Raw genomic sequence first — 23217 nt, 5'->3', positions numbered from 1 at the left:
ATGCGATTACTAAGGGAAGCCGAGTTCGCGGCGCACTGCGGCAACGACCTGGTCCACGCAGTCTTCCGGTCCGGCCGCGAGGCGGTTGTGAGTCACGGCGACCGCGAGGCCGTGCTCAGGGTCGGCGAAGGCGATGCTGCCGCCGGAACCGGTGTGGCCGAAGATGGTTGGACGTGTGCCCATGGGGGAGCCGGGGCCGCCGAGGAAGAAGCCGTGGGCCTTGGGGATGGGTGTGCCCAGGACACGGTCGGGGTCGGCCGTGCGCAGGGTGGTGGCCGCGCGCAGGGTGGCGGGGCTCAGGAGCTCGCCGGAGAGGGCGGCGGCGTAGATGCGGGCCGCACCGCGGGCGGTAACCGTCGCGGCGGCCGGGACGGCCAGGCGGCGGATCTCGGGGCGGTTGGCGAAATCGGCGACCGGGGCCACGTCGGGCGGGGCGACTCGGTGGAAGGCCGGGGCAGGTAATTTAGTACGGCGGACCAGTTTCCGTCGTAGAGGGTGGCGGCGGGGACACCATCGGGCAGGGCAAAATACAAGTGGCCCGCGATGCCGAGCGGAGTGGCGATCTCGTCGAGGACGTCGTCGATGGGCCGGCTGGTGGCGCGACGCGCGATCTCGGCTACCAGGTGTCCGTAGGTCCAGCCGTGGTAGCCGGTGGCGGTGCCGGGTTCCCACTCGGGGCGCTGTTCGGCCAGCCAGGCGGTGACCGTTGCGACGTCGGCGAACTGCTCGACGGTGATATCGGCGGGCAGGTACGGCAGGCCCGCCGTGTGGCTGAGTACGTGGCCGACGGTGATGGATTCCTTACCGTGCGTGCCGAACTCGGGCCAGTATTTGGTGACCGGGGCGGCGTAGTCGAGTACGCCGCGCTCCACCAGCACGGCGACCACGAGCCGTCGTGACCGGTTACTACCGGTCGCCGAGGTCCTGGATCACACGAGCGAGCGACCGAATGCGCTCGTTTTCGGCGTCGGTGCGCCACGCCAGGGCGTAGGGCAGCCGCGGGAGATCGGGGACGGGGATGAAGCGGATGTCCGGCAGCGACCAGTACTCGGTGACATGCGCGGGGAACAGGTGCACGAACTCGCCGCCCGCGATGAGCACCAGGGCGTCGTCGGGACTGGTGGCATAGGTGCCGCGGGGGATCGGGCGGCCACCGGGGGTATGGAACGGCAGGTAGGCGCTCTCCCAGTATTCGGGCCAATCGGCCCCGATAATGTGCGGGACGTCGGCGAGCGCCTCCGCCGGCAACGACTCCCGTTCAGCGAGTTCATGGTCTGCGGCTACGGCGAGCACACGGGTATCGCTGAACAGGACGGGGCCCACGGTCAGATCCGGTTCCCGGATCGGAGTCCAGACGACCAACACGTCGATGCTGTCGTCCCGGAGCGCGCTGAGCGGATCGGTGATGATGGCGGGACGGCGGATCTGCAGTTCCCACTGGGGGTGCCGGGTCCGGAACTCCTGCCAGTACGGGTGCAGCACCGATGTGTTGTACGGCATCAATCCGACGCGCAGTGGGGCGCTCGAGCCGCGGGCCGTCGTGCGGGCCTGCTGAACGCATGCCTGCAGCGCCAGGTAAGTCGGCTGTAGGTTGTCGCGCAGCTGCTCGCCGAGCGGGGTGAGCCGCACACTGCGGCTGGTTCGTTCGAACAGCGCCGCGCCGATCTCGCGTTCCTGTTTCTTGATCGCCTTGGTAATGCTCGCGGGCGTCACATGGAGCCGCTGGGCGGTCCGGCCGAAATGCAGTTCATCGGCCAGGGTCAGGAAGATCTCGATGTCGCGGAGCTCCACATCGTTCCTGTCGTCGGTGGCCGGTTGCGGTGCCGTCGGTGTCCGGATGCCGCCTGATCAGCAAATATTACTGGCTCGAGGGGCCGGGGCCGCCGATGGCCCGGGCCGGTCACGCCCCGCGCGCGCGGTTCGATCGTGAACCGCCGGGAAATGTTTGTTGCCCGATTCGGTCTTGTTCGGCGTCGGGCGAACGCGCACTCTGAATACCGTCACGCGGATCTGCTCCGTGACTCTCGCCGAAGTTCCTCGGCCCCAATGGGATTGGAGAAAGTGTTGTCGATCGCTCATGTCGTCGTCACCATCGTGGCGGCCGTGTGGGTCGCCTTCTCGGCGGTCTCGATGTATCAGAAGGCCAAGTGGGTGGTGGAGCCGCTGGCCGAATACGGAGTCCCGCAATCGTGGTGGCCGTGGCTGGCCACCGCCAAGGCCGCCGGGTCCGTAGGGCTGCTGGTCGGCCTCGTCGTCCCCGTGATCGGGATCGCGGCCGCGGCCGGTCTGGTGTTGTACTTCCTCGGCGCCGTGGTCACTGTGGTGCGGGCGCGCTCCTACAGCCACATTCCGTATCCGGTCATGTATCTGGTGCCCGTAGCCGCGGCAGTGGCGCTCGGGGCCGCGGCATGATCCACTGACGCCGCTCAGGGCCGGACACCCGGCCCTGAGCCGTGCGCGCGTCGGAAAGGTGTTGTCGCGTTAGTGGATTCGCTGCGGGTCCAGGCCCAGCTCGGACAGGTTCATGGCCATTTTGCGGTGGACCGCCGGGATCCAGTCCAGCGCGCGCAGCGCGGTATTGCGCACGCCGCGCAGGGGCGCGCTGCTGACGGTGGCGATGCGGGTCATCGTGTCGGTGAAGGCGACGACCTCCTCGGCGACGGGCCGCCGCTCGGTCTCGTAGGCGTCGAGGAGGTCGGCGGGGGCGCCTTCGCGGATCACCGCGGCCAGTTTGGCGGCCAGGTTCAGGGCGTCCTGCAGCCCGGTATTCATGCCCTGCCCGCCGGCGGGGCTGTGCACATGTGCGGCATCGCCGGCGAGGAAGATCCGGCCCGTCCGGTAGTGCTCGGCGAGACGATGGTGCACCCGGAATCGGGAGCTCCACACGATCTCCCGGACGATGACCGGATCCGCCTGCGGGCCGCGCGCGCTCAGCAGGTTCTGCACATGGTCGTGATCGGGTTCGGGTGGCGCCTCGTCCACCGTCGCCACGATCCGATGATGGCCGCCCGGCAGCGGCGCGAGGACGGTCACACCTTCGGGGGAGAAGTAGAGCCGGATCTCCGCTTCCGGCACATCCCCGTCCAGCATGGCATCGGCGAGGATGAACGACTGTGCGTAGGTATCGCCCCGGAAGCCGATGCCGGATTGCTCGCGAACCAGGCTGTGCATGCCGTCCGCGCCGACCGCGTAGCGTGCCCGGATCTGTTCGCCGGATGTGGTTGTCGCGGTGACTCCGTCGGTGTCCTGCGTGAGCGAAGTCAGTTCGCAGGGCCGGATCACACTCCCGCCGAGGCTCGACAACCGCCGCAGCAGAACGGCTTCGGTGATGTCCTGAGGAATCAGCAGCGTGTAGGGATAGTCGGTGGGCAGGTCGTCGAAGCCGACGTGCAGCAGGACACGGTCGCGTTCGCGGACCGTGGCGCGTGGCACGATGATGCCGCGCGCCACCAGTTCGTCGGTCACCTCGAGTTCGGTCAGCACCTCGAGGGTTCTGGCGTGCACTACCGCGGCGCGGGAGGTGTTCGCGCCTTCGGCCTGTTTGTCGATGAGCACCGCGGCAACGCCCTTGTCCGCCAGGGACGCCGCGAGTGCCATGCCGACCGGTCCGGCGCCGACGATGAGCACATCTGTATGGCTGGGAAGAGTCATGGCAGCGACGCTACGGACGCCCCGGTGTGGTCGCGTCCGTCAAATGACGGTAGTCGCCACCGTCTCCCGCCGCTCCGCCTAAGTCGTGACGTACCTGGCGAGTTCGGCCCGGGAGGAGACTCCGAGCTTCGGAAACGCCTTGTACAGGTGATAGGCGACCGTGCGTGCACTGAGGAACAGCCGAGTGCCGATTTCGCGATTGGTCGCGCCGGTCGCGGCCAGCCGGATCACCTGAAGTTCCTGTGGCGTCAATGCCGCCAGCGGATCCGAACCCCGAGTCTGACCGGCCGACGAGACTCCGGTCGCGCGCAATTCCGCCGCGGCGCGATCGGCCCACGGCGCCGCGCCCAACTGGTCGAAGGTGGACAGCGCGGACACGAGTTGGGCGCGCGCTTCGGCGCGTCGATTGTGCCGGCGGAGCCACTCGCCGTAGAGGAGTTCGGTGCGCGCCTGCTCGAAGGGCTGATCGCCGCGCTCATGCAGACTCAACGCTTGCTCATACAGGTCTGCGGCGTCGCCGTCGGTAAGCAAGGCGTAGCAGCGCTGCAGAACGGCCAGTGACCACGGATTCCCGGTCGCCCGAGCCCAATTCGCGAAGCGGGCCAGCATAGGGTCCGCTCGGTGCGGATCTCCCGTCCGCACGGCGGCCTCTACGTAATCCGGGTAGGCGTAGCGCCAGACGAATCCGTGCCGCGCTGGGCCGGTCGCGGCCTTGTCCAGCCGGGCCAGCACCTGCTGGTATCGGCCGAGCCCGGTGTCCAGGGCCACCAACGCCCAGGTTGCCCACGCGTGGCCGGTCATCCACGCGCCGCCCTCGGCCTTCGCTTCCGCGGCCAGGGCGTGGCATTGCTGTTCATCGCCGGCCACCGCGTACATCCAGGCGGCCACACCCGACAAGTAGTGCTTCCAATACGGTTGGCCGATATCCTCCGCCAGCAGCCGGGCCTCGAGAGCGGTGGATCGCGCGGCCCGGTGCCGGCCGCTGACGAGTTCGGCGATCGCGAGCATCATCATGGCCTGCGGCATGCGCCCGATCCGGCCCGCTGATCGGCACACGTCGACCGACCGCGTCGCATCCCGGACCATGGCGGTCACGTCGCCACGGGCAAAGCTGAGGTAGGCGGCCAGAACGTGCAGGTCGAAGGGGGCATCATCGAGTCGTCCGAGCCCGTACGGCGCGATGTTGACGGCGAGCCGATCGCCCTCCAAGAGCAGTCGAATGTCCTGGGTGAGCGCATGGACCGCGCCGAGTGGTCCGGGCACCGCCGGGGTAAGCCGCTCGGTCTGCCGTGCCAGTTCGATCTGATCCGGATGCGGGCGGCTGGACCAGGTGTAGATGGCCGCCCAGCCGAGCATCGTCATTCTCGTCACCTCATCGCGCGCCGACCCGCCCAGTGCCACGACACCCTCGTGAAGTAAGCGGGTGGCGTCGAGCGGCCGACCGGCGTCGAAGGCTAGCGCCGCTCGCACCCGGGCCAATTCGGCTGCGTCCGCGGCCTCGGCGGGCACAGTGCCGGTTGCCGCGTGTCGCACGAGTTCCGCCGCGCGCCCGGATATTCCAGCGTCCAAAGCAGCCGAAGCCGCTGCCGCCCAGCGCCGGACCGCCGCCGCGGGATCGGGTGAGAGCTCGGCGGCGCGAGCGTAGGCGCTGCAGACCGCGATCTGGCCGCCGCGTCGGCGCGCGCGCACCGCCGCCCTTTCCAGTTCGTCGGCGATCGCCGCATCGGGGGTGACGGCAATCGCGGCCAGATGCCACGCCCGCCGGTCGTCGTCGACGGTTTCTGCCAGCGCGGAATGGGCTGCCATGCGCTGACCGACATCCGAGGCGAGCCGGGTCGCGGTGCGCACCAAGGGATGCCGGAACACGATTCCAGTGGTGGTGACGTGGACCAGGTCGGCCTGCTCGGCAGGCGCGAAGTCGGCCAGGTCCACTCCGAGTGCCGCGAGGGCACGCGCCACCGGTGCCACCTGGCCAGTGTCCTCCAGTGCCGCCACCAGTAGGCACAGCCGCGTCGGCGGCGAGAGCTCGCGGATTCGGACGCGGAAACCCGAGAGCACCCGATCCGATGGCGGCTCAGCGATTCCCAGCGAATAGGCGAATGGGTTGAAGGCTCCGGCGCGTTGCTCGGGGGTGAGCATTCTCGTGAGCTCCAGCAGCGCAAGGGGATTGCCGCCCGACTCGGCGACTATCTGGTCGCGGACCGCGGGGGCGAGCGCGCCGCCGGAGTCGGCGAGCGCACGCGCCGCCTCCCGATCCAGCCCCGGCAACCGCAGTTCAGGCACTCCGGGCGCGAAAAAGGAACGGCCCTCGTCGCGGGCGGCGAAGACCAGGCTCACCGGCTCACTGTGCAAGCGCCGCACCGCGAACAGCAGCGCGTCGGCGGATTCCTGATCGAGCCAATGTGCGTCGTCGACCAGACAGAGCAGTGGTTCCTCGGCCGAGAGCTCGGTCAGAAGGCTCAGGGTGGCCAGGCCGACGAGAAACCGGTCACCGGAGGTGGTCTCACCCAGTCCGAGGGCGCTCAGCAGCGCATCCGCCTGCTGTCGGGGCAAGTGGGTGAGCGTGCCGAGGACCGGGCGAAGCAGGACCTGGAGAGCGGCATAAGGCAGCTCGGCCTCGGATTCGATGCCGGTGACCCGCAGCGTCCGGCATTGTGCGGCGGTCTCTGCGTATTCCAGCAGTGCCGACTTACCGATTCCGGCATCGCCGCGCAGGATCAGGACCCCAGGACGCCCCTGCGCGGACGCGGCGAGCAGCTCGCCGATCGAATCTTCCTCGCACTTGCGGCCATACAGCATCTGCCCGTCCCGATATCCGGAATCCGTCAACTCTGAAACCTTAGTGCCGATGCGCCGGCATCAGATAGCAATCCATTGCGCTGGAACGAGACAGCCTGCGGACCCGCCCTGAGAATCGACGTCGCCGCGGGCGGCTGAACCGGACGCCGGTCGGCCATCCTGGATGGGAATCCGCCCGCATTATCGAAGGCGGGGCCAGGGTGAACTGATCCGATGCCCGGCCGCGCACCTACGTCTACCGGCGCTCCCTGTCGCGTGTGCGGCACGCCCATCGCACACAGCGTACTGGAGGGCCGAAATCTGTTCCGGTGCCCCAGCTGCCAAGCGAGCTGACCGAATAGACCCTCTGGTCAGCGCCTACCCGGTGCGCGGTGACCAGAGGACCTGGGACGGATCAGCCTGCTACGGCCTTGATTTCGGGTTTATCGGGATCGGCGAGGGCGAAGCGGCGTCCGCCCGCGGTCTTCGCCGAGTACATCGCGCGATCGGCGCGGCGAAGCAGATCGGTGAAATCGCAGGATTCGCCCGGCGGCGAGTACGCGGTGCCGACACTGGCCGACACCGGCACCGGACCGGCCGTCGACCACACCGGATCACGCAGCGCGGCCACGATCCGGTGCGCGATCTCGCTCAGGGTGTTGTGCAGCGGGTTGGTGGCGAGTACGAATTCGTCACCGCCGTAACGGCAGATGACCGTATCCGGCGGACAGATCTCGCGCAGTCTGCGGGCCAGTTCGACGAGCACCTCGTCGCCGACGGCATGGCCGTAGTTGTCGTTGATCTGCTTGAACCGGTCCAGATCGATCAGCAGCAGGCCGACGCCGCGGTTCGGGTCGGCCGCCATCAGCCGCACCTTGTCCTGCAGCAGCGTCCGGTTGGCGAGGTCGGTGAGCGCGTCGTGAGTGGCCTCGTGCCGCAGCCGATGCTGTAATGCGGCGATCTCCTGCACCCGCAACGACACCGCCGCCGAAATGTGTTGCTCCTGCTGGGCCAGTGCCCGTTCCTGTAGCGCCTGGGCGTAGCTATCGATGGCCTGGCTGGCGACCAGCGGCCAGCGCGTCGCGACCAGCGACCCGGGCGCCCCCGCCGGGAAGCCGAGCAGCCAGCGGGTGGCCTGGGCCAGCATTCTGGTCCGTTCGAACGGCGCCTCGACCAGCCGCGCCCCCAACATCCGCGCCTCGGGCACCGGAAAGGGCTCGGACCTGGCCAGTCGCAATAGCCGCTGGATGATCTCGACCAGGACCGGTTGCAACTGTTGTGGTGACGCGTGTGATCCCGGCTCCGAGCAGACCGCACGCGCCCAGGCGCTGGCCATCTGCGCTACGGGTGGCTCGATATCCGCGGACATCGCAGTCACCCGCCATGGGTGATGTCGGTACCCGGGTGCCCTGTGCGCGCACAGGTGCCGGTTTCACCCCGATCGTTCGCACTGCTACGCGGTTGTGTCCACCTCGCTTGGTGCACGCTCACCGCCCCCTTTCCAGATACCCCCGTCCGGCAAAAAGGATCCTAGCAAGCCACTCGGCACTGAAAAACGCTGTTTTACAACGAGTTCTCGGTCCCTCGCGAATGGCGATCGGGTATGTGATCGCTGCCGCGTCCGCCGCGTTACATATGAATTTCGTTCGCCGGGAAGTCGCGGACCGACACGCCGACGGCGCGCCGGACTGTGCGAAAATTGTGGTGGCCACCGGCTCGTTCGGCTTCTCGGCGCGAGTGGTCCGGTCGGCTCGACGCCGATCAGCGATAGCGATGAGCTACTGTCGGCGGTCGGATTGCGGCCCAGGCCCTGGCAGTGGGCCGCGTGAAGCGGTTCGGCGGGGGCGGATTAGCGTTTCCGACGCCGTATTCGGTACAGTCGGATCGCACACGACATCGTGGCGATCCCATCAGATGTCGTATGCCTGCGGGTGTAGTTCAATGGTAGAACCTCAGCCTTCCAAGCTGATGGTGCGGGTTCGATTCCCGTCACCCGCTCCACACAGGATTCATCCTCGTCGGCACCCGTTTCGCCGCGAGGGCACGGGGTGTAGCGCAGCTTGGTAGCGCATCCGCTTTGGGAGCGGAGGGTCGCAGGTTCAAATCCTGTCACCCCGACAAAGTTCGAAGGCCCGGCCGTCGGCTCGGCGATTGTCCGAAAGCTTGCTGTGACGATGCGACGTGGTAGCTGGGAGTCGGCCGGATCGGGTGGGAAGCCCAGATCGTCGCCCGGCTGTGGGGAATCTGTCGGCTTGCTGTGAGTTCAGGGGTGTAGGCCCATTCGGTGCGGCCTCGGGCCGTGCGGTGCGGCATATTGTGTAGCCGTGCCCGACCGTGCTGCGTCACCGGCCGCGAGCGTGCTGGTCGTCGACGATGAGCCGAATATCCTCGACCTGCTCTCCGCCGCGCTGCGGATGAGTGGATTCGACGTGCACACCGCGGCCAGTGGGCTCGACGCGTTGGCCGCGGCGGCGGCGCATCCGCCGGACATCGTGGTGCTGGATGTGATGCTGCCGGATCTGGACGGCTATGCGGTGGCGCGGCGGCTGCGGGAGTCCGGCAATCAGGTACCGGTGTTGTTCCTGACGTCCCGGGACGCGGTCGAGGATCGGATCGTCGGCTTGGCCGCCGGTGGCGACGACTACGTGAGCAAACCGTTCAGTCTCGAAGAGGTCGTGCTGCGGCTGCGCGCGATTCTGCGTCGAACCCACGGCCCGGAATCCGATGACCGTGTGCTCAGGTACGCGGATTTGGTACTGGATGTCGAGGCGCATACGACACACCGTGCCGGCGAAGAGATCTGGTTGTCGGCCACCGAATTCAGCCTGCTGCAATATCTGGTCCGCAACGCGGAGAAGGTGATCAGCAAACAGCAGATCATCGATCGGGTGTGGCGTGCGGAGACCGGGCGCGATGCCCGCGTCGTGGAAACCTTCATCAGTCAGCTCCGGCGCAAGGTCGATGCCCGGAATCCGCCGCTGATCCACACGATTCGCGGTGTCGGCTACACCGTGCGGCTGGGCGGCGCGCGCTCGTGAGGGCCCTGCGGATCTGGGATCGGCGGCGCCGTTTGACCTTGCGCACCCGGCTGCTGCTGGTCCTGGTCGCGATCGCCGGGATCGGGATGGCGGCCTTCGGGCTGCTCAGCATCGCGATGCTGGATCGCGCGCTGCTCGACCGGGTGGACGAGCAGCTGAATCGCGTTGCCAGCGATATGACCTCGACCAAGCGGCCACCGCCGCCACCGCCGTCCGGGGCGCCGGAGTACGAGCAGCTGCCCTCGGACTTTCGGCTCATGTTCTTCGATGTCGACGGTCAGCCCATCGGCCGACTCGGTGCGCCGGCCGAGTTGAGCACCGTACCGGCATTGCCGTCGATGGATGCGGCCTCGGTGCGCACCAGGGCGAATACCGCTTTCACGGTCGGGGACCAGAAGAGCGATATCCGGTGGCGGGTGCGCACCGTCGTGCAGCCGGCGACCGAATGGCAGCCCGATGGCGGCACCGCGGCGATCGCGATGTCGCTGGCGACCACCGAGGCGACCACCGGCAAACTCCGCACGATCGAGCTGGCGGCGGGCGCGACGCTGCTGATCGCCATCTCGGTGATAGCGGCGGTGCTGGTCCGGCTCGGGTTGCGACCGCTGACCCGGATCGAGCACACGGCCGAGGCGATCGCCGCCGGGGATCTGGACCGCCGCGTCGCACCGACCGATCCGCATACCGAGGTGGGCCGACTCGGCACCGCGTTCAACGTGATGGTCACCCGCTTGTCCTCGGCGCTGCGCCAGCTCGCGGATTCCGAGCGGCGGATGCGGGCATTCGTCGCCGACGCCTCACACGAACTGCGCACGCCACTGACCTCGGTGCGCGGGTATGCCGAGCTGTATCGGCGCGGCGGCGCGCAAGACGAGGCGGGCGTGCGGGAGATGATGCGCCGGATCGAGGGTGCGGCGATCCGGATGGGGCTGCTCGTCGATGATCTACTGCTGCTGGCCAAGTTCGACCAGGAGCGTGCGCTGGATCTGGCGGAGGTCGATCTGGTGGCGCTCGCCGCGGATGTGGTGGGCGATGCCGCGACTCGGGCGCCGGATCGGGATATCGGACTCGAAAGTCCGGATGCGCCGGTTCGGATTGTCGGTGACGGGCACCGATTGCGGCAGGTTGTCACGAATCTGGTCAATAATGCGTTGGTACACACCCCATCCGAGGCATCGATCACCGTCACGGTCGGGATTCGAGCCGCGGCCACGCTGACCGATCCGGTGGCCGCCGAAGCGGGTGCGGCACTGCCCGACGCATCCGAATTCGCCGTGCTCGACGTCCACGACGACGGACCGGGCATTGCGCCCGAAAACGCGCCGCGCATCTTCGACCGCTTCTACCGGGCGGCCGAATCGCGGTCCCGCACCGGTGGTTCGGGGCTCGGACTCGCCATCGCCGAGGCGATCCTCGGCGCGCACGGCGCCCGGATCCAGCTGCTGAGCACGCCCGGTGCGGGCACCACGTTCCGAATCCTGCTCGCCGCCATCTGAACTCGTGGACATCTCCGTCCTGCGGCTGCGACACTGAGGATCTCGTCGGAGGAAAAGAGGGCTGCCATGGGCAGCGGAGATTTCGTGGAAACCGTGCTCGCCGTCGGCCGGGCGCTGGACATGCTGCAGAAGGTGCTGTTCCTGATCATTCTGCACAGATGAGCCGCATGGGCGGATCGGCGCGAGTAGGTTAAGTTAATGACCGTTCTCGAGCTGTGTCCCGTAGGAGTCCCATGTCCCTGACCCTCGCTCAGCGCGCGACGCTCGGCCTGATCTGCGATACGTTCGCGCCGGGGGATGGGGCGGAGCTGCCTTCCGCGTCACGGCTGGGCGCCGTCGACGCCGTCGAGCAGTTGCTGGCACGCAATCCGAGTGCCGCGGAGCGTCGCGCCTTCGAAACCCTGCTGCGCGTGTGGAATTCCCGGTCGTTCGGGGTGCTGATCGGGGCCGGGCCGCGCAGGTTCGCCGATCTGACGCCGGCCGACCGTGAGCAGGCGATGTGGCGGCTCGGGAACTCCCGTCTGGCACGCAAGCGGGCGGTCTTCCAGGCGCTCAAGGGTGCTGCGCTGACGGCGTACTATGCGACGCCCGGGTCCACCGGTAGCAATCCGGCCTGGCAGCTGATGGGATTTCCGGGTCCGCTCGGCCCGCGGTCCGATGCGCCGCGGCCCGCGTTGGCTCCGGTGCGCCCGACCGGCGATACGACGCTCGACTGCGACGTCGTGGTTGTCGGGTCCGGCGCGGGTGGCGGCACTGCGGCCGCAGTGCTCGCGGCGGCCGGATTGGATGTCGTGGTCGTGGAACGCGGCGGATACTACGACGACGCGGATTTCGGGACCGGCGAACTCACCGGACTGCTGAAGCTGTACTCGCCGGGACCGGCAACCACGCAGGAGGGACAGCTCGGCCTCGTCGCGGGTTCGTGTCTGGGTGGCGGGACGGTGGTCAACTGGACCACGTCGTTCCGCACGCCCGACGATGTGCGCGAGGAATGGGCGAACCTGGGCGCCAAGCAGTTCGCCTCCGACGAGTACACCGAGGCGCTGGATGCGGTGCAGGCGCGACTCGGCGTCAACGGCGAGCACTCCGGTGCCTCCGGCCGCGACACCGTCCTGGAACGCGGTCTGCGCGAACTGGATTGGCATGTCGATGCGATGCCGCGCAATGTGCGCGGCTGCGACGCCGGAATCGAATGCGGCCGTTGTGGTTTCGGCTGTCGGATCGGCGCCAAGCAGTCGGTGACCAAGACCTGGCTCGCCGATGCCGCCGAGCACGGCGCCCGGCTGCTGATCGAAACCGAGGTTCGCACGATCACGGTTCGGGAGGGTAGCGCCAGCGGTGTCCGAGCCGTCACGGCACAGGGCGATACGGTCACGATCCGGGCCCGCGCGGTGGTCGTCGCGGCCGGTGCGATCCACACACCGGCGCTGCTGCGCCGCTCCGGGATATCCGGTCAGAACATCGGCCGCTACCTGCGGCTGCATCCCGCCACCGCGGTCTTCGGCACCTTCGACGAGGAGATCCGCCCGTGGGAGGGCGGCATGCAGACGCGCTACTCCGCCCAGCATCGCGACCTCGACGGCCACGGCTACGGCGTGATCTACGAGACCGGTCCGCTCACACCGGGCATGACGGTCGGCTTCCTCAACTGGACCGGTGCGGCCCAGCATCGGGCGATCATGCACAACCTCGCACACACCGTCGCCGTCGGTGTCATCACCCGAGATCGCGACCACGGCACGGTATCGATCGACCGCGCGGGCGACGCGGTGGTCCGCTATCGGCTGTCCGGCTACGACCAAGCCCATATGCACGCCGGAATCGAAGGCGCGGCAAGGATTTTGGAAGCAGCTGGCGCGCGCCGGATCTTCTCCGGGCATCAGTCCGGCCCGTTCTACGAACCCGGTATCGATGGTTCCCACGACACCTTCGTCGCCGAATGCCTGCGCGCCGGTTACGATCCCGGCCGCTGTGCGATGGGCGCGCTGCACATCATGGGCTCGGCCCGGATGGGCGGCTCGCGCGCCGATTCGGCCACCGATCCGGACGGCGCGATCTGGGACGTGCCGAATGTCGTTGTCGCCGACGGCTCCTGCTTCCCGACCGCGTCCGGGGTGAACCCGATGCTCAGCATCGAGGCCATCGCCCATATGAACGCGTCGCGGCTGGCGTCGCGACTGACCTGAGCGCACTGCCGAAGGCCGATCCGGTGCTCGCCGCGGTGCGGATGTGCATCGAGACCCACCGCCACGGTGACCGCGGGTGCCGCGCCGCAGATATCCCCCGTGATCAGGCACGAAGCCGTGGAAAACCCCGCACCGGCCGCCGTTCGGACGGCCGGTACGCGGGCAGGCGGTTAGTAGCCGATGGTGAAGCGCCGCTGGATGAATCGCGGCACCTCGATCTCGTCGAGCAGGGCGACGGCGGCGTCCTCGATCGAGATGCGGCTGCGGCCGTCGGTATCGCGGACCGGCTGGTCGCCGCCGACCCGGTAGCGGCCGGTGCGTTCGCCGGGGGCGATCAGTTCGGCCGGGCTGAGGTAGGTCCACAGCCGGTTCGAGGTGCGCAGGACATCGAGGGCGGCGCGGTGGCCGCGTACCGCGGCGGCGTATTCGCGGGGCAGGCCCAGCTCGTCGAGGGTGGCGGTCAGGCGCTGATCGTCATCCGCGGTGACGCGACCGGGCTCGTACTCCAGGCTGCCCGCGCCGCCGACCACGATCAGGCGGGTGCGCGGGTGGGTGTGCAGTGCGCTCAGGAGTGAGCGTGCGGCGTTCGCGTAGACCGTCGGGTCGGCGATCGATCGGGCGACGGTGTCGTTGAAATCCGTTGCGGCATTTCCCGGTTGGTAGCAGCTGAGCAGCACGTCCATGCCGGGCAGGGCCGCGGCGACGGCCGCGCTGTCGAAGACGTCGAGGCTGCGCCAGGTGACGTTCGGCCGTTGATCGGCGATCTGACTCGCGTCCCTGGTGAACGCGGTGACGTGGTGGCCGCGGGTGACGGCCTCGGTGAGTACCCGCTGGCCGATATTGCCGGTCGCGCCGACTATTCCGATGAACATGGTTCTCCTCGATCTGATTTGGTACGGCGTGTAGAAACTATACGCCGTGAAGTATTTGAGCAAGGCGAAGTTTTCTCACGCCGCTGTAGAGTTGCGCCCGTGGGTACTGCGACGCCGAGCAGGCGGGAGTTACGACGATCCGAGACGACGGCGGAGATCAAGCAGGTCGCGCTCCGGTTGATGGCCGACGGCGGACCCGGCGCGATTACGCTGCGGGCGATCGCCCGCGAGATGGGGATGACCGCCAACGCGGTCTACAGCTACTTTCCGACTCGCGATGACCTGATCACCGCGCTGATCAATGACGTGTACGCCGAACTCGCCGATGCGGTCGAAGCCGCGCGCGACGCCCGTCCCGCGACCGACGCCTCCGGTCGAATCCTCGCGTGGGCCTGCGCATTTCGGGATTGGGCCGTGGCGAACTCGGCCGGGTTCCGGCTCATCTACGGCGATCCGGTACCCAACTATCAGCCTCCGGAAGGCGGCGCGGCCCCGGACGCGGAGCATCGCGTGTGCGCCGGCCTGACCGGCTTGGCCGCGGGCGCCTGGCCACACGCCGAAAAGCTGTACGCGGATAACGGTTTCGAGTGGTCGGACTTCGAACCGAAACTCGTCGGCGAGGTCAAGGCGGAGTTCCCCGGACTCCCGCCAGCAGCCGTCGCCATCGCCCTACGCATCTGGGGCCACCTGCACGGCCTGGTCTCCCTCGAAATCCTCGGACATCTGCGCTCCCAGACCACCGACCCGGCCAAGCTCTACCGCAACGAGATCCGCCATCTCATCCGCTCACTGGGTCTGGAACCGCCGAGCGCTGAGTGATCAGCTGGCGGCGCGCGCGGTATCCGAGGTGCTGGCGGCCGGATCGCCGGTGGCCGCGCGGGCGGCGCGTTCGGCCAGGGCGGCGAGGAAGGGCAGGCGGGCGTCGCCCAGGGACATGGCGTGGTTGCCGAGGTGGTTGGTGACGAAGCCGATGCCGAGGCCGAGGCGGGGGTTGGCGATGCCACCGGAGCCGCCGATGCCGAAGTGGCCGAGCGCCTGGCGGGTGAGGCGGGTGCCGACGATGGCGCGGTGGTAGCCGAGTGCGAAATGCGGTGGGGCGCCGAGGACGTAGTCGTAGCGGCTGTTCGGCGCCATTTCGGCGATGCGGCGGGTGGTTTCGGGACGCAGCAGCCGGCGGTAGCCGACCAGGCCGTCATTGGCGATGGCGCCGTACATCGTGGCCAGGGCGCGGGCGGTGAATACGCCGTTCCAGCCGGGCATCATCGCATCGTAGGGGCGCATGCCGAGGGACATATCGGCCCAGCCGTCGTAGACCGCGCCGCGGGCGGAATTGACCACCTTCATCGAGGCGAACGGTGCGATCAGCGTGTCGAACGGGATCCTGGCGACGCCGAGGCGGGGCGAGAGCCGGGCCAGGCGGTGCCGCTGATTTTCGGGTACTCCGAACCAGAAATCATTGTCGCCCAGCGGCTCTCGCAGTTCGCTGCGGACGAGGTCGAGGAAGTCGCGACCGGTGGCGCGCTGTGCGATCTCGGCGACCAGAGTGCCGAAGGTCAGACCGTGGTATCCGGAGGCCCGCAGCCGCAGTGGATCCGGCGCGGAGGCGGCCATGGCGGCGGCCACGGCATCGTGGTCGAGCAGATCGTCGGTATTCGTGACCAGATCGCGGGTGCGCTGCAATCCGGCGCGATGATTCAGCACATCGCGAATCGTGATATCGCCCTTGCCATGCGCAGCGAACTCCGGCCAGTACGTCGCCACCGGCGCGTCCAATTCCAGGACGCCGCGTTCGATCAGCCGGTGCGCGACGGTCGCGGCAACGCCTTTACCGGTCGAATACGACAGCGCCATGGAATCGGCCCGCCAGCGCCGGTCGTCATCCGCCCAACCTGCCCAGATATCGAGCACCGGCTCCCCGTGCAAGTACACCGCCAGCCCGCCACCGCCCTGGCTCCTGCGCCGGAACATGGAAAAGAACTTGGCCGCGACGGCGGTGAACCGGTCATCGATCAGCATATGACCGGGCACGGCCGCGTCATCGGTGCTCGCAGCGGGCATGGTCAGACTCCCTTGTCTGTCAAGTAACGCCAGGCAAGCTGCCGCATAACAGTTGCAAGCAGCTAGCTAACAGTGACTGTAACCGGAGTCATACCCGCCGGACAATCGTCTGTTCTGGTCAGCGGACAACTGCCGCCGATCCGGAACCTTGATCACGGCGGGCGCGCCGCGATCGTGAACTCGGAATAGTCCGTCACACGGCGCTTCCGTCGCGCTCAGCACCGGCCAGGTGGTCGTGCCATGACGACACACCGGCCGGTTGGTCAGAGGCGCGGATCGACCGGCTCCGACTCGAGCGCGAGGACCGCGAAGACCGCCTCGTGGACGCGCCAGAGTGGTTCGCCCGCGACGAAGCGGTCCAGGGATTCGAGTCCGAGTGCGTATTCGCGCAGGGCCATCGAGCGCTTGCGGCCCAGGCCGCGGGTGCGCAGGCGGCGGAGATTGTTGTCGCGCAGGTATTCCGGGCCGTAGATGATCCGGAGATATTCGGGCCCACGGCATTTCACTCCCGGCTGGACCAACCGGTCATCGTCGCCGCGCACCATCGCGTCATAGGGCTTGACGACCATGCCCTCGCCTCCTGCGGCGGTCAGCTCGGTCCACCAGGCGGTGGCGGCGGCCTCGCTGTGCTGATCGGCCAGGTCGACGGTCATCCGGCCGGTCGGGGTGAACAGGTCGGTGTCTGCGGCGACCAGCCGGTCGATGCGTGATAGGTGCCAATCATGGTCGCGCACAGCGTAGTTGATGGCTTCGGCGGCCAGGATTTGGAACGGGGCGATCCGCAATCCGGCCAGACCGTCGACCGGCCAGCAGTAGCGGCCGTATGCGGTGGTGAAGGCGTCCGCATCGGTCTTGCGGGCGGCGGTACGGTCCGCGAGATCGGCAATGTCCAGTCCACGCGCCGCGACGGCCGACAGCAGATCGGTGGCGGTGTCGAGCGAGGCGCGCGCCGCAGCGCCCACTGCGGCGTACTGATTGCGCAGCAGGCCGACCGCTTTGGCCGACCACGGCATCAGCTCGGTGTCCAGCAGCAGCCAGTCGGTGTTCAATTCCTCGAACAGGCCCGCGGTTTCGGCCGCGGCGCGGACCCGAGCCAGCAGTTCCTCGGTCTGCGCGGTGTCGTCGAAGAACGGGCGGCCGGTGCGAGTGTAGAGCGCCCCGGTGCTGCCGTCGTCGACGTCGAATCGATCCGTTGCCGCCCGCGCCGAGCGTGTCACGAGAACGATTGCGCGCGAACCCATATGCTTCTCTTCGCACACCACGCGCGGCACGCCCTCGGAGCGGTAGTAGGCGAAGGCTTCGGCCGGGTGCTCGAGGTAGCCATCGAGCTGGGTGGTCGCGCACGGCGCCATGGTCGGCGGCAGGTACACCAGCCAGCGCGGGTCGATGGCGAAGCGGCTCATCACTTCCAGTGCGGCACCGGCGTTTTCCTCCTGCACACCGACACGGCCGTGCTGGCGCGTTTCCACCACGCGTCGGCCCACGACATCGTCCAGGTCGAGTACGCCCGGATCGCGGTGTACCACGCCGCCGGGTGTCGCGATGGTGGTGGCCTGTAGTGGGCGCACCGGTTCGTACCAAACCCGCTCGGCCGGAACCGAAACCGGCTCCCGTTCCGGATAGCGCAGGGCCGAGAGCCGCCCGCCGAAGACGACACCGGTATCCAGGCAGAGGGTGTTGTTCACCCAGCGCAGATCGGTCACCGGCGTGTGGCCGTACAGCACGGTGGCGCGGCCGCGATAGTCGTCGGCCCACGGATAACGCACCGGAAGGCCGTATTCGTCGGTCTCTCCGGTGGACTCGCCGTACATCGCGAAGGCGCGGACGCGACCCGACGCCCGCCCGTGGTATTCCTCCTTCAACCCGGCGTGCGCGACCACCAATCGGCCGCCGTCGAGCACATAGTGGCTGATCAGGCCGCGACAGAAGTCGAGGGCCGCCTTGCGGAAGTCCTCGTCTTCGGCCTCCAACTGGGCCAGCGATTCCGCGAGGCCGTGTGCGATGCGCACCTTCTTGCCGTCGAGCGCGCGCACCAGCTTGTTCTCGTGATTCCCGGTGACGCACAGGCCCGTTCCCGCACACACCATGCCCATCACGAGCCGGAGCACGCCGGGAGTGTCCGGTCCTCGGTCGACCAGATCGCCGACGAATACCGCGGTGCGCCCGGCCGGGTGACTCGCGCCGACGGCGCGGCCGGCATCGTCACGCGCCAGGCTGTAGCCGAGTTCGCCGAGCAACGTTTCCAATTCGGCGCGGCAGCCGTGCACATCGCCGATCACATCGAACGGTCCGGTGAGTTCGCGCTTGTCGTTCCAGGCCTTTTCGTCGACGAGGGTCGCGGATTCGATCTCGTCGACCCCGCGCAGGATGTACACCTTCCGGAAGCCCTCGCGTTCCAGACCGCGCAGACCGCGGCGCATTTCGCGCTGCTGCCGGGATACCACGTGCCTGGCCAGGTGTGCCCGGTCTGGACGTCGCGAATTGCGCTCGAAGCACACGTCATCCGGGACGTCGAGCACGATCGCCACCGGCAGCACATCGTGCGCGCGGGCCACCGCGAGCAGTTCCTGACGTGCCTTGGGCTGCACATTGGTGGCGTCGACGACCGTACGCAGTCCGCGACGTAGCCGGATTCCGGCGATGTGGTGCAGCAGTGCGAAGGCGTCCGGCGTCGCCGACTGATCGTTCTCGTCATCGCTGACGACGCCGCGGCAGGCGTCCGAGGAGACGATCGCGGTCTGCCGAAAGTGCTTGCGCGCGAAAGTCGACTTTCCCGAACCGGTGCTGCCGATCAGCACGACGAGCGACAGCTCCGGGATGGATAGTTCGGTCATCACGCGGCTCCGCTCGTGCTGCCGTCGGTTGTCATGCCCTTGGTGAACAGGGCGAGTTGGGTAGGCGGCCCGAACTCGGGATGCGCCGCACCGATGGGCACGAATCGCACCGCGTACCCATACCGTTCGGCCACGCGGCTCGACCAACCCGCGAATTCCGCGCGGGTCCATTCGAACCGGTGATCGGAGTGCCGGAACTTGCCCGCCGGAAGCGTCTGGTACACCACGTTGTGTTCGGCATTCGGAGTCGTCACCACTACGCAAGCCGGTGCCGCCGAGCCGAATACCGAATACTCCAGCGCCCCCAACCGCGGCTCGTCCACATGCTCGATGACCTCCATCAGCACCGCCGCGTCATATCCGCGCAGCCGAGCATCGGTATACGTCAACGCACCCTGCAGCAACGTCAGCCGCCGCGCCACCCGCTCCGGCATCCGATCCAGCCGCAACCGCCGCTTCGCGATATTCAACGCCCGCATAGATACATCCACCCCGACAACCTCGGTAAACACCTTGTCCGCCAACAACTCCCGCAACAACGCCCCCTCTCCGCACCCGAGATCGAGCACCCGGCGTGCCCCGACCTCCCGCAGCACCCCCACCACCGCACCCCGCCGGATCATCGCCAGCGACGGCGCGCGCTCAGTGTCCGCCGCGCCGTCCACCGCCGCATCATTGTCCGCAGCGTCGGTTGCCGCGTCATCGCCCGCCCCGCTCTCGGTCGTACTGTGCGCCGCCGCGGCCCCGATCCCGGCCTGTACCGTGCCCTCCGCCGACATGACCACTGCCGCACCATCGGCCGACCCGACGTCAGCCGTATCGTGCGCGGCCTGCGCGGACCCTGCCGAGGTGCGCAGACTGAGCTTCGCAGCCGCGGTGTCGGTTTCATCGGATGCTTCGGACCGTGTGCTCGATGTGTCGCTGTCGGACAAAGCAATGCGCGCGTCGCCAGCAGGCTCCAGCGCATCGTCGAATACTTCCTCGACCGCATCGAGCTGCTCCGGCTCTGCATCGTCGACCTCGGCCAGCCGCGCGAGTGCGGTGCGCACCAGGGACTGGCGGCGGGCCAGGTAGCGGCGGGTGATCCAGGCGCGTTCGGGGTGGTCGGCGAGCCAGCCCGCGCCCGCGCGGATGAGCTTGTCGACCTCGTCGGCGGCGAGCCAGTAGTGCTTTGCGCCGTCGAGGACCGGAAGCAGGACGTACAGGTGCGAGAGTGCGTCGGCCAAGCGGATGGCGCCGGTGAGTTCCAGTCGCACGTAATGCGAATCGCCCCATTCCGGGAAGGCCGGATCGAGGGGGAGGGGTTCGGCGATCACGGTCCAGCCCAGCGGCGTGAAGACGCGCTCGGCCGCCTCCGGACCACCCTTGCACGGCACCGCGGGCAACGCGATGCGCAACGGCAGCGCGGTCCGCACCAATTCGGGCCGCTGGTCGCAGCGGCCGTGCAGGGCGGTGCGGAATACCGCGCCGAGTGCCACCGACAGCAGCGACGACGCCGCGTACGGCCGATCATTGACATACTGGCCGAGGCTGAAATCCGGTGTGCTGCGGGAACGTCCGCGCACCAACCGAATCGGATCGATCTCCAACAGCAGCGCCGCCGTGCACCGCGCCGCCGTTGCCTCCGGGTACACGACATGCGCGGTGCCGTAGGACTGCTCGAACGCCTGCACCCGGTCGGGATTCTTGTGCAGCAAGAAGCCCAGATCGGTCGCGGGCCAAGCCGCGCCCTGCGGCGGTGTGCAGGTGATCGTCAACAGCATCTTGCGATCGTCGCCGAGCCGCACACCGCACGCAAGGAGGTTTCGCGGGGGGTATCAGAGACTGAGGTTCGGCCAGGTCCAGTTGGCGACGGCCGGAATGTCCTCGCCGTGTTCACGAGTCCACGCGCGGGCATTCCAGCGGGCGTCGACCATCTCCTGCCGCAGCCCGGCCGCCTTCTCCCGCAGCGTCGGCACCCGGTCGATCACATCCATCACCAGGTGATACCGGTCCAGGTCGTTGAGCATCACCATATCGAAAGGTGTTGTGGTGGTGCCCCTTTCCTGGTAGCCGCGCACATGCAACTGACCATGGTTGGTGCGGCGGTAGGTGAGGCGGTGGATCAGCCACGGATATCCGTGGAATGCGAAGATCACCGGCCGGTCCCGGGTGAACAGCGTGTCGAATTCACTGTCGGACAGTCCATGTGGATGTGCATCCGAAGGTTGCAGCCGCATCAGGTCGACCACATTCACCACCCGGATACGCAGTTCCGGCAGACGTGCACGCAGGATCGCCGCCGCCGCGAGAGTTTCCAGCGTCGGCACATCACCGGCACAGGCGAGCACGACATCGGGCGTGCTACCCGGATCATCGTTCTGTCCCGCCCACTCCCAGATTCCGGCGCCGCGCGCACAATGCACCGCGGCATCGGGAACCGAAAGCCAGTCCGCCTGCGGCTGTTTGCCGGCAACTACCACATTCACGTAATGCCGCGAGCGCAGGCAATGGTCGAAGGTCGAAAGCAGCGTATTCGCGTCCGGCGGGAGATACACCCGCACGATCGACGCCTTCTTGTTCAGCACCACATCGAGGAATCCGGGATCCTGATGGGTGAAGCCGTTGTGGTCCTGCCGCCAAACATGCGACGACAGTAAATAATTCAGACTCGCGATGGGCTGACGCCACGGCACTGCCGCGCTCGCGTCCAGCCATTTGGCGTGCTGGTTGAACATCGCGTCGACAATGTGGATGAACGCCTCGTAGCAGGTGAACACCCCATGCCTGCCGGTCAGCAGATACCCTTCCAACAGCCCCTGGCACATGTGCTCGGACAGCACCTCGATGACCCGTCCGGTGCGGTCGAGATCCACATCGAATTCACCGATCTCGGCCTGCCAGTCGCGCCCGGTGACCTGCAGAATGTCCTGCAGTCGATTGCTGGCCAGCTCATCGGGTGCGAAGGTGAGGAAGTTATCGGCATTGCGCGCGGTGACATCGCGCAGCCATGCGCCGAGCACCCGCGTCGCCTCGTGCTGGGTCGCTCCCGGCTCCCGCACCTCGACGCCATAGGAGCGCCAGTCCGGCAGTCGCAGATCCCGAACGTGCGTGCCCCCGTTGGCAATCGGATTCGCGCTCATCCGTCGATCGCCGCCGGGCACGAGCTCGAGCAGGGCCTGAACCGGCCTGCCGGACTCGTCGAACAACTGCTCCGGCTGATAGGCCCGCAACCACTGTTCGAGCACCGCTCGATGCCCGTCATCGGTGCGCGCGGCGGCCAATGGCACCTGATGCGCACGGAATGTGCCTTCGACCGGATCGCCGTCGACCACCGGCGGACAGGTCCACCCCTTGGGCGTGCGCAATACGATCATCGGCCAGATCGGCCGCACCCCATCGCTGCCCGCGCGGGCGATGCGCTGAATCTCCGCGATGCGATCCAGACAGGCGTCGACGGCAATCGCCATCTCCTGGTGCACAGTCGCGGGATCGCTGCCCTTGACGACGATCGGCTCATAGCCGTATCCGCGCAGCAGCGTGAGCAATTCGGATTCCGGAATGCGCGCGAGAATCGTCGGGTTCGCGATCTTGTACTGATTCAACGCGAGAATCGGCAGCACCGCTCCATCGCGCTCCGGATTGAGGAATTTATTGGCGTGCCAACTGGTGGCCAGCGGCCCGGTCTCGGCCTCGCCGTCGCCGACCACGCAGAACACCGTCAGATCCGGATTGTCGAGCGCCGCCCCGAACGCGTGCAGCAGCGAATAGCCGAGCTCACCGCCCTCGTGGAAGGAACCCGGCGTCTCCGGCGCACAGTGACTCGGCACGCCACCGGGGAAGGAGAACTGCGCGAAGAGCGCGCCCATCCCGGTTTCGTCCTGCGGCACATGGCTGTACAGCTCGGAATATGTCCCCTCCAGCCACGCGCACGCATTCGGCCCCGGCCCGCCGTGCCCGGGCCCGGCCACGAAGACCGCATTCGAATCACGCTGCCGGATCGCCCGATTGGCGTGCACCCACACCAGATTCAGGCCGGGCACGGTGCCGAAATGCCCGAGCAGCCGCGGCTTGATGTGTTCGGCCCGCAGCGGTTCACGCAGCAGCGGATTGGCCATGAGATAGATCTGACCCACCGCCAGATAGTTCGCGGCCCGCCACCAAGCGTCGATCGATTCCAGCTCCGCCCGTCCCAGGGGACCGGGGACCTCCGCGAGCTGATACGGCCGCGGTGCGATCGTCGCGCCGCCAGGGCTGTCGACATTGTCGGCCGAGGTATCGCCCCCGACACCGGTCATCTGCGTCATGCGCCGACTCTCCTCACA

Annotated in this window: 16 protein-coding genes, 2 tRNA genes and 1 pseudogene; 8 read left to right on the top strand and 11 right to left on the bottom strand. The window is 67.9% G+C overall.

Features of this window, described 5'->3' with window-relative positions; translation table 11 throughout:
- Positions 1-9: 9 nt before the first annotated feature.
- From ACHQ4I_RS03695 to ACHQ4I_RS03685, 3 genes are read right to left on the bottom strand one after another with little or no spacing between them, the layout of a single operon-like run.
- Complete coding sequence (locus tag ACHQ4I_RS03695) at positions 10-378, bottom strand: serine hydrolase domain-containing protein (protein ID WP_420770350.1); 369 nt, start codon at positions 376-378, stop codon at positions 10-12.
- On the bottom strand, positions 297-887 hold the full coding sequence (locus ACHQ4I_RS03690; protein WP_420770239.1) for a serine hydrolase domain-containing protein: 591 nt from the start codon (positions 885-887) through the stop codon (positions 297-299). The genes ACHQ4I_RS03695 and ACHQ4I_RS03690 overlap by 82 nt, the downstream gene beginning before the upstream one ends.
- Positions 888-906: 19 nt before the next feature.
- On the bottom strand, positions 907-1791 hold the full coding sequence (locus ACHQ4I_RS03685; RefSeq protein WP_420770238.1) for a LysR family transcriptional regulator: 885 nt from the start codon (positions 1789-1791) through the stop codon (positions 907-909).
- A gap of 273 nt (positions 1792-2064) precedes the next feature.
- Between ACHQ4I_RS03685 and ACHQ4I_RS03680 the strand changes: the two genes are divergently transcribed.
- Entirely contained in the window at positions 2065-2412 is a 348-nt protein-coding gene (locus ACHQ4I_RS03680) for a DoxX family protein (protein ID WP_420770237.1), read from the top strand.
- Between the two features lie 69 nt (positions 2413-2481).
- Here ACHQ4I_RS03680 and ACHQ4I_RS03675 read toward each other — a convergent pair whose 3' ends face one another.
- Both ACHQ4I_RS03675 and ACHQ4I_RS03670 read right to left on the bottom strand, forming a co-directional pair.
- Positions 2482-3651 carry an FAD-dependent monooxygenase gene (locus ACHQ4I_RS03675; RefSeq protein ID WP_420770236.1) on the bottom strand — a complete coding sequence of 390 codons (1170 nt, stop codon included), beginning with the start codon at positions 3649-3651 and terminating at the stop codon, positions 2482-2484.
- Positions 3652-3729: 78 nt separating this feature from the next.
- Complete coding sequence (locus ACHQ4I_RS03670; RefSeq protein WP_420770235.1) at positions 3730-6480, bottom strand: helix-turn-helix transcriptional regulator; 2751 nt, start codon at positions 6478-6480, stop codon at positions 3730-3732.
- Between the two features lie 188 nt (positions 6481-6668).
- Here ACHQ4I_RS03670 and ACHQ4I_RS03665 point away from each other — a divergent pair.
- Positions 6669-6783: pseudogene (locus ACHQ4I_RS03665) on the top strand (zinc finger domain-containing protein); the annotation flags it as partial.
- Positions 6784-6844: 61 nt separating this feature from the next.
- Here the strand turns inward: ACHQ4I_RS03665 and ACHQ4I_RS03660 are convergent.
- Entirely contained in the window at positions 6845-7798 is a 954-nt protein-coding gene (locus ACHQ4I_RS03660; protein ID WP_420770234.1) for a diguanylate cyclase domain-containing protein, read from the bottom strand.
- Positions 7799-8356: 558 nt separating this feature from the next.
- On the opposite strand from ACHQ4I_RS03660, the gene ACHQ4I_RS03655 reads away from it, so the two are divergent.
- From ACHQ4I_RS03655 to ACHQ4I_RS03635, 5 genes are all read left to right on the top strand, one after another.
- Positions 8357-8430: transfer RNA gene (locus tag ACHQ4I_RS03655), tRNA-Gly, on the top strand.
- Positions 8431-8473: 43 nt separating this feature from the next.
- Positions 8474-8547 (top strand) — tRNA-Pro (locus ACHQ4I_RS03650).
- A gap of 206 nt (positions 8548-8753) precedes the next feature.
- Entirely contained in the window at positions 8754-9467 is a 714-nt protein-coding gene (locus tag ACHQ4I_RS03645; protein ID WP_420770233.1) for a response regulator transcription factor, read from the top strand.
- Positions 9464-10963, top strand: a complete 1500-nt coding sequence (locus ACHQ4I_RS03640; protein WP_420770232.1) for a sensor histidine kinase — start codon at positions 9464-9466, stop codon at positions 10961-10963. Before ACHQ4I_RS03645 ends, ACHQ4I_RS03640 begins: the two co-directional genes overlap by 4 nt.
- 233 nt (positions 10964-11196) lie before the next feature.
- Complete coding sequence (locus ACHQ4I_RS03635) at positions 11197-13149, top strand: FAD-dependent oxidoreductase (protein ID WP_420770231.1); 1953 nt, start codon at positions 11197-11199, stop codon at positions 13147-13149.
- Between the two features lie 170 nt (positions 13150-13319).
- Here the strand turns inward: ACHQ4I_RS03635 and ACHQ4I_RS03630 are convergent, their stop codons facing one another.
- Complete coding sequence (locus ACHQ4I_RS03630) at positions 13320-14021, bottom strand: NAD(P)-dependent oxidoreductase (protein ID WP_420770230.1); 702 nt, start codon at positions 14019-14021, stop codon at positions 13320-13322.
- 99 nt (positions 14022-14120) lie between these two features.
- Here ACHQ4I_RS03630 and ACHQ4I_RS03625 point away from each other — a divergent pair, with 99 nt between their 5' ends.
- Positions 14121-14840, top strand: coding sequence for a TetR/AcrR family transcriptional regulator (locus ACHQ4I_RS03625; protein WP_420770229.1), 720 nt, complete (start codon positions 14121-14123; stop codon positions 14838-14840).
- On the opposite strand, the gene ACHQ4I_RS03620 is transcribed toward ACHQ4I_RS03625, so the two are convergent.
- The 4 genes from ACHQ4I_RS03620 to ACHQ4I_RS03605 all read right to left on the bottom strand — a co-directional run bounded on the left by ACHQ4I_RS03620 (position 14841) and on the right by ACHQ4I_RS03605 (position 23199).
- On the bottom strand, positions 14841-16079 hold the full coding sequence (locus ACHQ4I_RS03620; RefSeq protein ID WP_420770228.1) for a serine hydrolase domain-containing protein: 1239 nt from the start codon (positions 16077-16079) through the stop codon (positions 14841-14843).
- Positions 16080-16342: 263 nt separating this feature from the next.
- Positions 16343-18913, bottom strand: coding sequence for a polynucleotide kinase-phosphatase (locus tag ACHQ4I_RS03615; RefSeq protein ID WP_420770227.1), 2571 nt, complete (start codon positions 18911-18913; stop codon positions 16343-16345).
- Positions 18913-20676: a 3' terminal RNA ribose 2'-O-methyltransferase Hen1 gene (locus tag ACHQ4I_RS03610; RefSeq protein ID WP_420770226.1), complete on the bottom strand. Its 1764-nt coding sequence runs from the start codon at positions 20674-20676 to the stop codon at positions 18913-18915. Before ACHQ4I_RS03610 ends, ACHQ4I_RS03615 begins: the two co-directional genes overlap by 1 nt.
- 54 nt (positions 20677-20730) lie before the next feature.
- Complete coding sequence (locus tag ACHQ4I_RS03605; protein ID WP_420770225.1) at positions 20731-23199, bottom strand: phosphoketolase family protein; 2469 nt, start codon at positions 23197-23199, stop codon at positions 20731-20733.
- Positions 23200-23217: the final 18 nt, after the last annotated feature.

This window comes from Nocardia nepalensis (assembly GCF_048910785.1).
Taxonomy (GTDB): domain Bacteria; phylum Actinomycetota; class Actinomycetes; order Mycobacteriales; family Mycobacteriaceae; genus Nocardia; species Nocardia nepalensis.
This window is presented reverse-complemented; position numbering and strand designations above follow the sequence as displayed.